This is a genomic window from Stieleria bergensis (genome assembly GCA_007745635.1).
GTDB lineage: Bacteria > Planctomycetota > Planctomycetia > Pirellulales > Pirellulaceae > Stieleria > Stieleria bergensis.
Map to the genome: position 1 here is coordinate 998,073 of CP036272.1, position 12,200 is coordinate 1,010,272.

6 protein-coding genes are annotated in these 12,200 nt (G+C 55.5%); 2 read left to right on the forward strand and 4 right to left on the reverse strand.

Annotated elements, in window-relative coordinates:
• Window positions 1-195: 195 nt before the first annotated feature.
• Window positions 196-5,802 carry a serine/threonine protein kinase gene (locus SV7mr_RS03220; protein ID WP_145269164.1) on the forward strand — a complete coding sequence of 1,869 codons (5,607 nt, stop codon included), beginning with the start codon at window positions 196-198 and terminating at the stop codon, window positions 5,800-5,802.
• Between the two features lie 18 nt (window positions 5,803-5,820).
• Window positions 5,821-6,399: a sigma-70 family RNA polymerase sigma factor gene (locus tag SV7mr_RS03225; RefSeq protein ID WP_145269166.1), complete on the forward strand. Its 579-nt coding sequence runs from the start codon at window positions 5,821-5,823 to the stop codon at window positions 6,397-6,399.
• Between the two features lie 164 nt (window positions 6,400-6,563).
• Here SV7mr_RS03225 and SV7mr_RS03230 read toward each other — a convergent pair whose 3' ends face one another.
• The 4 genes from SV7mr_RS03230 to SV7mr_RS03245 all read right to left on the reverse strand — a co-directional run bounded on the left by SV7mr_RS03230 (window position 6,564) and on the right by SV7mr_RS03245 (window position 12,195).
• A complete protein-coding gene (locus SV7mr_RS03230; protein WP_145269168.1) occupies window positions 6,564-7,490 on the reverse strand; it encodes a sugar phosphate isomerase/epimerase family protein in 927 nt (308 codons plus the stop codon).
• A gap of 172 nt (window positions 7,491-7,662) precedes the next feature.
• Window positions 7,663-8,373: a response regulator transcription factor gene (locus tag SV7mr_RS03235; protein ID WP_145269170.1), complete on the reverse strand. Its 711-nt coding sequence runs from the start codon at window positions 8,371-8,373 to the stop codon at window positions 7,663-7,665.
• Window positions 8,374-8,616: 243 nt separating this feature from the next.
• The gene (locus SV7mr_RS03240; RefSeq protein ID WP_145269172.1) at window positions 8,617-10,635 is read right to left on the reverse strand and encodes an ATP-binding protein; all 2,019 of its coding nucleotides are present in this window, start codon (window positions 10,633-10,635) and stop codon (window positions 8,617-8,619) included.
• Between the two features lie 144 nt (window positions 10,636-10,779).
• On the reverse strand, window positions 10,780-12,195 hold the full coding sequence (locus SV7mr_RS03245; protein WP_145269174.1) for a vWA domain-containing protein: 1,416 nt from the start codon (window positions 12,193-12,195) through the stop codon (window positions 10,780-10,782).
• Between the last annotated feature and the right edge of the window lie 5 nt (window positions 12,196-12,200).

The following is a 12,200-nucleotide window of genomic DNA, read 5'->3' on the forward strand; positions in this document are numbered from 1 at the left end:
TGAAATCTCTGACGCAGCCTTGCGGCTAGCCGCCTTTTGAGACTTTCTGCCTGAATTCTGGGGCCGAGATCAGGTTGCTGTCCGCTGGAAAACATTTTTTCGTTTTCTCAGTTACACTCGGAAGTCAATGCGTCACTGGAGATGTGGGAGCGTTTTGAATCGCTCGTTACGGACCTGCATCAGAAAGACAAATTCATGACTGCTGAGAAGACATCAAACGACCGATTGCCCGCCAAGCAGGCGGCAGATGAACTGGCCGCCACTGGCTCGCCGGATGCCACTGGCTCGCCGGATGCCACTGGCTCGCCGGATGCCACTGGCTCGCTGGATGCCACTGGCTCGCCGGATGCCACTGGCTCGCTGGATGCCACTGGCTCGCTGGGTCCAACTGGCTCGCTGGCCGACGCCAATGCCTCTGGTGTCTCCGAGGCACGATTGGCCGCGATTCTTGATGACTATCTGGCCAGAGTTGAAGCCGGGCAGTCAATTGATCAGGAAGCTTTCATCGCGGAGCACCCCGAAGACGCCGATGCCTTACGCGCCTGTTTGGGCGGTTTGGATTTCATTGCCGGTCAGGTTGCTCCACCTGCCAAGGCAGCTTTTGAGACAACTTCGGATGCGTCATCGAAGCATTCCAGCAGCGATCTTGCTTTCGAAGCCTCATCGCGTCAGCTGTCGGATTTTGAAATCGTTCGTGAGTTGGGCCGCGGTGGCATGGGGGCGGTGTATCTGGCGAAACAGGTTTCATTGGGCCGCGAGGTGGCACTGAAAATTTTGGGGTTTGGTGCCATTGGCGGTAGTGAGGCGTTGGAGCGTTTCCAGCGCGAAGCGGAAACCGTCGCTCGCCTTCACCATACGAACATTGTCCCGATTTATTCTGTGGGTAGTGAGAATGGGATTCACTTCTACGCCATGCAGTTCATTCAGGGCCGTGACTTGTCGGTCGTCAATGAGCAATCGGAACAGTTGCAATCGCCACGTCGCGCCGCCGAGTGGGCTTTGCAAGCCGCCGAAGCGTTGGCTCACGCACATCAGCGCAATGTGGTTCACCGAGATGTCAAACCGTCAAATCTGATCCTTGACGAAGACGATCAAATCTGGCTGACGGACTTTGGTTTGGCGAAGCGCAATGACGACTTAGCGATCAGTATGACGGGCGCGGTATTGGGAACGCCACGTTACATGAGTCCCGAGCAGGCAGCGGGGCACGATGATGTCGATGCGCGCTCGGACTTGTTTAGCTTGGGAGCGACGGTTTACGAGTTGTTGACCGATCAACCGGCCTTTGATGGTTCTAGTCATTGGGAGGTGATTGAAAAGATTCGCAACGAGGCTGTGATTGCTCCGCGTCAGTTGCGTCCTGAGATCAGTCGTGATTTGGAAACGATCGTTTTAAAGTGTCTCAAGAAGGAGCCTTCACAGCGATATCCGTCTGCACGACAGCTGGCCGATGATTTACGTGCCTACTTGGATGGGCGGGCGATCTCGGCACGGCGCAGCAACGTGTTGCAAAAAGCAGTGCGTTGGGCGCGGCAGAATCAACGCCGGGTCAAGCGATCGGCGGCCACTGTGCTGGCGACCTGTGCGGTGTTGGCAATGGTGGTGTTCGGCTGGCAGGCCTATCAAGGCTCTCAGGCTTGCACGTTGCGTCTTGAAGGGGCGCCCTCCGTTGTGGCAACCATTCACGATACCCAAGCCACAGGAGCAGTGGTGGACGTGCAGTCGGTGAGTTTACCGATGCCGCAAGCAACGGTAAGCAAAAGCGGCGACAGGCAAATCGAGGTGCAGGGCGGTGCAGCAGGGCGAAGGACCTATCAGCTTGACCTCATCCCGGGCCAGGAATACGAAATTGAGATTCCTAGCGAAGCACCCGTCGGTGATGAGTCACCGTTGTTGCCAAATTTTTATGCCCTCTGGCAGGCAACGCAGCAGGCAAGGCTGGTCTGTTTTGATCCGCAGGGGATTCAGTTGCGGGATCTTAGCGGTCAGTTGCTCTGGCAGGCTTCCGATGTTGGGGATGGTTTCCGTCCTGGCGGAGTCACGCTGGCTGGAGATTCCGCCGGGCAGAGTAGTGATTTCAATCAAGACGGCCAAGAGGATCTCGTGCTTGCATCAGACCAGCGGGCTGCATTGCTGGTGTTAAACGGGGACGATGGTTCCTTGTTGTGGCGGGCAGATGGTTTTGATCAAACGGTTACGGTGCCGAATCGAGATTCCGCGCAGGCTGCAAAAAACACTGCTGAGATTCAATCCGCATTGGTTCAACCCCCGCGCGTGGTTTCAGACTTGAACGCTGATGGTGTGCCGGATGTCGTTGTCACCGGGATCAGCCACGCCCCCTCGGTGTCGATCGATTGTGTCAACGGTGATCCGGGAACGGCACGCTGGGTAGCCGCTGTTTCGGGAACGGATGGCGAATTGCTCTGGCAAGCGGAATTGGATTTTCGCTGGTTTGCGACTCAACTTAATTCAGGGGATGGCAGCCAATCGGTTGCGGTCGGGGCACAGGAAGTTCCTGACGTCTATCGTTACTTTCCCTCTGGTTCCTTCAGTGTCACCGAGGGGCGTTCAGGTGGCACAAGCTTTCGCGACGGCCTGGTGTTTCGCGATGTGGAATCCATTCGAGAGCGTCACGGCGAACACGTCATGATGCCCGACGCCTGCCATGTGATCAACGGTGTTGCCGAAGGATTGCCAACGGGGTCAGTTGCATTGATGGCGGGAAGTCATTTGGTGCACTTGGATTCGCAGACAGGGAAGGTTCTCTGGCAGCACGACACCCAGCGTTTGCCAACGCGATCGATTCGTTGGACGGATTGTGATGGAGATCAAGTAGACGATGCGATTCTGATTGATCAACCGGGCAGCGGCGGCACACGCTGTAGTGTCTGGTCGGTTGCAAAACAAACGCTGCTGTGGCAGAAAGATCTGGCGGTGTATGACGTGCACGCCGATTGGCCTTTGGTCACCGATCTAGACGGTGATGGAAAAGCGGAATGCGTGTTGGCTTCCAAGCAGGGTGGCACGGGTGAGTCGCTGCCATGGAGCGAGTTGATCTGCGTCGATGCTGCCACAGGTGGTTTGGTGTGGAGTCGCAAGCAGTTGACGATGGACATGCAAGTCGATCACTTCAAGCGTGTCGCTGACTTTGATCAGGATGGCGTGGCGGATCTAGTGATCGCGACACTCTGGGGCGAACGCTTTGAGCCTTATCTTGACGTTGTTTCTGGGAAGGACGGCAACACCTTGGCGTCCTGGGGTTTGCCAACTCAATTGGCTGAACAAGCAACCGGTGGGCAGTTGCTGACGCGCGAGGCACGCTCCAATTCGTCGATCAATCAGGCGGGACGCACCGAAGTGCTGATTCAGTACCAAGATGCTGAAGAAGGTGGTCGCTCGGTTTCCCTGGTCGTTGATTTGGCAAACGGAGACCTCTTGCAACGCATCAACAAGACGCGTGAACAGTGGTTGACGGCCGAGACGGAAACGAGTCTCGCTCGCTTTGTTGTCGTTCATGATCTGGGAAATCCGGGACAAGGTCGCAGCGCGAAGGTCCTGGAGCAGGAGTCCATCGACTGGCGACGGCTAGCGGATTCCGATTGGCAAGTGGCTCACGATCTGAACCAAGACGGGATTCGTGATTTGTTGTACGAGCCAGCCAATGGTTTTGAGGCAGCGGTCTCCGGCAGCACCGGCGAGACACTATGGAAGTTTCAAGCCACGAACTTCAATGATCGACACTGGGCCACCGAAACGGCGGCAGACAGATTGCAGTCCAATCCGAATCCGCAAACTGCCATCGACATTGATGCAGACCAGGTGGGGGATCTGTTGTGCTGGTACCGTACCGGCGCAGGAACGGCGACCTATCGGCCGATCGAATGTTACTCTGGTCAAAGTGGGGATTTGCTTTGGCAGGCTGATGTCACGGTTCATACGATCGAGCACGTGGCTCTATTGCGTTGGGCTGATTTGGATCAGGATGATCGACCGGAAGCGATCGTGGTCGCGGCGATGGATTATCAATATCCAGCGCGTCGAGGATTCAGCACCAGTGATCTGCAGCTGTGGTTGTTGGTGCTTGATGGACAGACTGGCAAGCTACGTTGGGATCAGCCGCTAACGGCTGCTTATGGGACTGCCACCGGCTTGCAGCGACAGTATCAGTTCAAGGACTTGAGTTTTCAAACACCGCTCGTTGACCTAAATCAAGACGGAGTCTTCGACTTGGTTTTGCCCTCTGAGCGAGAGGATCGTGTCACCACTGAGCGGTTGCCGGAACTGGCCTACGAAGCCTTCGATGGAGCGACTGGAAAGAGGTTGTGGCAATATGTCGTCAAGGATGCCGGACGCAAGAATCCTTTCTTGCTGGTCTCGCCAGCGGTTCCCGTTGACTTGGATCGAGATGGAACTCATGAGTTGCTGACGATGTACCCCAAAGAAAAGTCACAGGGGGCTGGCAAGCCGACCCAACGATTGCTCTGCCTGACGGCGATTCGTTCAGATGGCAAACGCTTGTGGGATTATGAATCCAAGGCACCGACAATCTATCAGCAGATGACCAACAACCCGCTCGATTGGCGACAGCCCGTGGTTTTGCGACATCCGGGTGAGTCGGTCATGATCTGTTCACCGTTTTCCAGCAATGAGTCACTGGATCTATTGAACAATCAGGGGGGCGTCGTGCAGACGATCGAGTTGCCCAAACAATGGGGAGCACGGGTTTACAGCTTGGATGGCGACGGCGATGAACAGGATGAACTGTATCTGGATTCCCCCCAGTCACTGTCTTGCTGGCGTTTTCAAGATCAGCAGCTGATGCAGCAGGATTGGTCGGTTCCCTTTGGCCAAGCTCAACAGCGATTGGGATTCGCATTTGATCAAGCCACGGTTGTCGGCATTCAACCCGGGCACCTGTATCGACCCTCGGTTTTATTGCATCGCAGCCTCAAGGGACTGCGTCTCCAGGGGATTGATGCCGCCACTGGCAAGGTGCAATGGTTTCGCCAAACAGCCGAGCCAAGTTCCGTCAAAGGTGCCTATCGCATCAATGAAATGACGCCGCTGGATGGAACGCTGCTTCCAAAACTGTTTGTTCAGTTCGGTGACGAGGCACAAGGAGTTTGGCCCACGGCGGTCAACGCACAAGTGATGTCCGATCCGACGGCCATTGCCGCCCGTCCGCTGACGCCAATCAATGCAGCTGGTCTGCAGGATCCGCGTCTGCAACGCTCCCTGCCTGGGAAGAATGATGTTCAACAGATCGCCGGCGAGGTCGTTCGCTTCTGGTGGTTGGGGCTGATCTATTGTGCCTTGCTGGTTGTCAGTCCGATTGCCTGGATCAATCATCTGATCCGGCATCGCAAATTTAGCTTGCGATTTGGTTTGCTGTTGCCAGTCATTGCCGCGTTGGCGTTGATGGCATTGGCGGTGCGGCCGACTTCACTGTATGAGTTAACGGTCGTGCAAAAGTTCTTTCTGGGAGTGATCTACACGCCGCTGATTGCTGTTTTGTTCTGTGCGGGCAGTTGGCTGTTGTTGGGGCGTTGGAAACCGTTGTTGATCTGGTCGGCGACTTGCACTAGCCTCGCGTTGTTTGTGGCTTTGCTGGTCATGTGGTTGAGAAGTGAACCGACCGTTCCAGGCATCGCAGGACAGTACTATAGTTACGCTGGCTGGTATTGGTTGCTGGCCATGTGGGCCTATGTCTCGGGTTTGGTGTTGGTCTTTCAAGCTCCCGCAACACTCAAGATTTGGAAGCACTTGGTCAACGGTGGCGATCTAGCGATCAACGATCGGTAGCAGAAAGGGAAAGGTCGAATGTCAACGGAATTGCCTGGCGATGGTTCTGATCGTACCGAGTGGTTGATACGGTATCAGCCCTGGTTACACTATCTGGCCAGACGCGAGATCGATAGCCGTTTTCTTGGCAAGTACTCGGCCTCCGATGCGGTCCAGCAAACGTTGTTGGAGGCCTGGAAGAACTGGGATCAGTTCCGAGGCACTGAAGAAACGCAGCGACTGGCATGGCTGCGTAAGATTTTGGCGCATCAATTAGCTTACTTAGCGCGACACTTCGCTGGCACCAAGAAACGGGATGTTAAACGTGAGGTGTCGATTGAGCAATCGATGACGACTTCATCCGATCGCTTGGCGGCAATCCTGCCAGCGAATGACTCTTCACCCAGTTTCGTGGCCCAGCGGAATGAGCAGACCTTGGAGTTGGCTGCGATCTTGCAGCGGTTGCCGGATGATTATCGCCAAGTGATCGAACTCAGGCATCTCGACCAGTTAAGCCATCCGGAAATTGCCAAGCAAATGGACCGTAGCGAGGCCGCTGTCAGAATGCTGTGGGTGCGAGCGTTGGCAAAGCTTCGTCAAGCCGCTGGTGAAGCTTGAGGGTGCGAGGATGTGCCGCGTTGGCGTTCGGGGAGTGCCGCGAGTGCATGCCGTTGCGACACCCCGCTGGAAGCGGCGGGTAAATTGGCGATCTTGAACAAAACAAAAAGCCCTGCGGGTGCAGGGCTTCGTTCAATAGCAATCGTTTGACGATCGACGCCAGGTTACGCCATCTTTGCTGCGACGCGTTCGAGCAGTTGCTTGGTCAGCTTGATGCCTTCCAGTTCGCTGACTTTACCACCTTCATATTCGATGCCTACGTAGCCGTTGTAGCCATGCTTGAGGACGATTTCCATCATCTTGAAATAGTCGGTGTGAGTTTCGTTGCCGTCTTTATCAAAGTCATGTGACTTGGCGCTGACCGCTTTGGCGTAAGGCATCAATTCGTTGACACCTTTGTAACGATCGTAAACTTCAGGATCTTTGCCGCGACGAACCGTGAAGTTGCCAAAGTCTGGCAGGGTTCCGCAGTTATCCATTTCGGTCTTGGCGATCGTGCTTGCCAGCCAAGCGCCATTGCTGCTGAGACCACCATGGTTTTCAACAATGACGTTGATGTCATGTTTGGCAGCAAACTGGCTGAGTCGACGCAGGCCGTCGGCGGCCAGTTTCATTTGCTCGTCGTAAGACCCACCGCTGGCGGCATTGACGCGAATGCTGTGACAGCCCAGGAACTTGGCCGCTTCAACCCAGCGGTAGTGGTTCTCGACGGCTTTCGTGCGGGCGTCTTCGTTGGGATCGCCTAGGCGACCTTCGCCGTCACACATGATCAACAGGCTTTTGACGCCCAAGTCGTCACAGCGTTGTTTCAGTTCACCGAGGTACTTTTTGTCGTTCGCTTTGTCTTTGAAGAACTGGTTGACGTATTCAACCGCTTCGATGCCGCATTCCTCTTTGGCGATTTTTGGGAAGTCCATGTTGGTCACGTTCTTGGACTTGTCGAACAGCATTTTGTGTAGCGACCACTCAGCGAGCGAGATCTTGAACGGTGCTTCACTGGCGGCAGCAAACGCACTGCTTGATTTGGTGGCCAAAGTGGTGGCGGCAGCAGCGGCAGAGGCGTACTGCAGGAATTGTCTACGGTTGGTCATGGTCGCCCGAAATCAAAATGGGGTGTATTGAATGACGCTCGCAAGTCAGCGTCCGAATGCAATAGTGTAACTTAGCCGGCTAGGGAAGAAAAAGAACCTTTGAGGGATAACTCGGGAAATGCCTAAGTAGCCGCGGTCTTCTGACGCTTTTTCTGCCCGGTGGACACCTCGTTTACTGGAGGGGGTCGTAGCGATAGCCGACGCCGTAGACGGTCTGAATGATGCTGGGGTGCTTGGGGTCCGTTTCGATGCGTTTGCGCAATTGGCTGATCGTCTGGTCAATCGTCCGGCTGTTGGGAAGATGGCTGTCACGCCACGCGGATCGAAACAATTCGGCTCGTGTGATGACTTCGCCAGGCCGCTGAGCCAGTGTCTGCAGAATCAGCATTTCGCGAAGCGTCAAGCTAAATGTCTGCTCGCCACGACTGGCACGAAGCTCCTTGGGGACCACCTGCAGGTCAGCGATCGTGAACGGATCTTCACTGGGTTGTTGGTCATCGCGGGGGGCGGCTTCTGCAAAGCAGCGGCGGGCGACAGCACGAATCCGAGCGATCACTTCCTTGGTCCCAAACGGTTTGACAATGTAGTCGTCCCCACCAAGTTCCAAGCCGACGACCTTATCAATTTCTTCCGCTTTGGCCGTGATGAACAGAATGGGCATCGTTGGTGTCTGGCTGCGAAAGTACTTGCAGAGATCATAGCCACTGAGTCCCGGCATCATCACGTCCAGGCAGGCCATGTCGGGTGTGTTTCGATCGTACAAGTCCTTGGCTTGTCGACCATCGGCCGCCTCGGTGACTTGATAGCCTTCGCTGCGCACCAGTTCGACGAGCGCGGCTCGCGTGTGAGGGTCGTCTTCTGCAATTAAAATGTGCTGTGCCATCTCGGTCGCTCAGTAAGCTCGGTGGGTCAGATTAAACGCTGCTTTGAACAGGTTTGCATTCTGGTTGATGTTGTGTTTCCCCGGGTTTTCTCTAGGCAATCGCGCTTTCATCAAACGGGGCTGGGTTCGTAGGGTGCCGTGCTTGCACCACTAATGAAATGGCATCGCACAGTTGGGCCGCAATAGAGTGGATTTTCCGCCTCCGCACTACCGGACTCGAAGATCTTCAAAGCAGTGGTCTGATTAAGGCATGGTCAGATCTAGTGGGACGGTGAAGCGAAAAGCGGCTCCACCCAGCGGGGATTTCGTCAGTAGCTCCAGTTGGCCATGATGGCGTTGTGCCGCACGGCGAGCGATCGTTAAGCCGAGTCCTGTCCCACTTGGTGCGTTGATGGAATCGTCAAGACGCTGAAAGGCGCGAAAGATTCGTTGGTGATGTTTGTTTGGAATCCCCGCACCGTCATCATCGACAACGATCTGTAACTGATCCGATCCCTGTGGGTCGCTGTGCGTGGTGCAGGTCAGTGCACACGTTCCCCCGCTGGGAACGTACTTTTCAACATTGCCCAGCAGGTTGACTAAGACGATCTCGATAATGTCTGTGTCCAGCATCGCAGACTGCTGAACATCACACTGGACATTCAAGCTCAGGCCAGCGGTTTGGAATCCCGGTTGGAACTGTTCTTCAAGACGCTGAATCAGCGATGGAATGTCCGTGGATTGCAGTCGCAGCCGATTCGATTGGCCCTGCGGTCGAATCATCTCCAGGACTCCATCGACCAAACGTTGTAGTCGCTTGCATTCGTGATCAATCACACCAAGCCGCTTTTGGAGCGAACAGACCAGTTGATCCGATGGCGGCTGCTCCAGATCTGATTCAGCAAGTTCAGTGTACAAGCGGATATTCGTCAGTGGCGTGCGCAACTCATGTGAGACTTGCCCAGCGAAGCTCACGCGTTGCCGAGCCGCGTTGATCTGGCGCTGAACAGCCGTCAGGACATAGGCACCGATGGAGCCAAGGATGACGGCCAAGGCTGCGATTGCGAAGTAGATGGAGCTGGGGTCCGCTTGGGGAATCAAGGCCGGGTCGACGTACAGTTTCAGTTGCCAGCTTGCCAACGGCATCGGCAGATTGCGCTGTGAAAGCGCTTTTTGTTCGAGGTCGATGCGTGAGACTTCTCCCCACTGATACACCAAATGGTCCGATTCATCGACCAAGGCAATTCCACCGATCGCCGCCGTTTTCATCGGGGCCGAGCCCAACGAATTTTTCTGCAGGCTGATCGTGCCCGAAGAATCGGGTAGAGCAGCCAAGAGGTCCGACATCCAGCGGCCACGTTGCAGCAAGACACCCACTGCCCGACCATCTGGCAAGGATCGCCAATACACCAGTTGTACGCCTCCAGCCATGAACCACTGCTGCCAAGCGTTGCTCGCAGATGACAGCGCCGCGTCGGGTGGTTGCCCCACATTGGTATCGATCGCGTTGGCAGGTTCGAGAGTCGGCGCCGGCGTTTGGGTTACTTGGCGGCTTTGTCTGGAGGCCCGCTGAGGGAGTGCTTCGGCTTGTTGCGACGGTGGGGCAGGGGCCTGTTGGATGAACGATTGCTGCAATCGTGATTGCGGAGCTGGAGTCGATTGTGTGGGCGTTTGTTGGACGGGAGGCTGAATCTGTAATTGAATCGGCAACCGCTGAACGTTGGTGGTTTGTTGGCGTGGATCATTGGGTGGCATGTCGTTTTGCTGCGCATTGGTCGCCGAGCTGGGAGTTTGCGGCGCCGAGCTGGGAGTTTGCGGCGCCGAGCTGGGAGTTTGCGGCGCCGAGCTGGGAGCATTGGCTGCTTCACGTCGAACCTGTCGATTGCGAATCGTTGCCGGCCGAGAATCGACCAAGCCGACCAAGCCGGTCAGTAACTGTAAGGCTTCATCGTCAACCAAGTCTGCAGCACCGGGATAGATCAGTTGTCCGGTGGAGTTGATAAAGATGCACTGACGGACCAAAGGCAACGTGCGACGCATGCGTTTGAGAGACTCAGCGGTCAGACTGGGATCAGTGATCTCGCGGTCCAGTTGCTTTTGATAGTCGGCAAACAATTCGTCGATCGGTTCGCGAGCGGTGGCAAGTTGTTTGCTAAGCGTTTCGGCCAGTCGTTCGCGGGCCTGGACCTCTTGAGCTTTGGCCGCTGTGGCACTGATCCATGCCAGCGACACCAACGGTGCAGCTACCAGCAAGATCAAGGCAAGTAGCAGTCGGCGTGGCATGGATTGAATCCAGATGTAAAATCGAGTGGTCTGCAGGTGAACGATGATCTTAACACAAGAAGTGTGCGACGTTTGCCCCAACGCCGCACACTTTTGGAGTCATCATTCGTTGTCTGCAAGTCCTCGTCGAGCTAGGACCGGCAATCAGTCCGCTTGTTGTTGAGCGGCATTCTTGGCTTGTTCATAACGCATTGCTTTGCGTCCATAAGCCCATTGCTTGGGATCTTTGATGATCGTCGCTTGTTGTTTGTTCAGCGACACATTGCGTTTGAGTTCTTTGGTCAGCCCAGCAGGGAGAACTGCACCGTAAGAATCTTCGACTTCTGCCAAGCGGGCGGTGTTGCCACGCAGTAGTTTCTGTGCTTCGTCAACCTTTCCGGCGTCACGCAATTCGGTTGCCATGCAGTTAAGCGAGTTTGCCAACTGGATGGAGCAGTAAGCATAGGTTTCTGGATCTCGATCTTTGGCAACCTTCTTGGGGTCGTCACTGAAGCGAACTTGAATCGAGTTCTGTAGCAGGTCGTTTGTTTCGCTGAACATGTTGCGATACTTCACTGAGACTGCAGCCAAGTCACGGGTTTGGCCCGATTCACTGGCTGGGACTTCGACTTCGATGACGAAGTAACGCTCTTGTTGAGCATACAGCTGTGCCAGCGGGATCTTGATTTCTTTTCCGCTGATGTCAGCTTTCGAGTTCAAAACTCGCACGGGGCGAATGCCGTCGGCGACTTTGACGCGAATGTCAAAGTCCTTGGCAATGACGCTCAGCAGATCATTGAATTCCTTTTGGAACACGGCCATCAAGTCTTGGGCGCGTTCGATGAAAATGTGGTTACCGCTGCCCGCGGCCGCCAAGCGACTCATGAGGTCTTCGTTGTAGCCCAGTCCGAGGCCAAGAGTGCTAACGCTGATGCCTTCCTTGACCAGCGAGGCACCGAGCTGTTCCAGTTCGTTGGGTGATTGAGGTCCAACGTTGGCTTGTCCATCAGAGAGCAAGATCACGCGGTTGACGGAGTCTTCGTTCATGAACTTGCGAACCTCTGCGGCTCCTTTGCTGACGCCAGCAAAGAGGGCCGTGCTGCCACCGGCATTGACCGAGCGAATCTTTTCAATGATCGCTTCTCGATCGGTCGCCTTGGTGGCGGGAACCAAAACCGTAGCAGAATCAGCGTACAGAACCACCGAGACAATGTCGTTGTCATTGAGTCGACGGATCGCTGCGATGGCCGCTTCACGAGCTTGGACGATCTTTTGGCCGCCCATCGAACCGCTCTTGTCAATCACGATGGATGTATTGACCGGCGGGCGAGCCTCCGTTCCCGGCATCGCGAAGCCGGTCAAGGCAACCCGAATGTGGTTGAGGTTCTTGGCGTCACTGAGCATGGTCGGGCTGGAAACGCCAACCTTCAGTGTCAGTTGTTCGGCTTGGGCTGGAGCTGAACCGCTAGAGACAAGTGCGCTCGTCAGCGCTAGGCTTGCGGCGAGCGTTCGAAACAAACGGTTTCGAAATTTGCCTAGTAGTCGGCGAGAAGAGTTTCTGCCATCGATCGCTACGCTCATCGTTC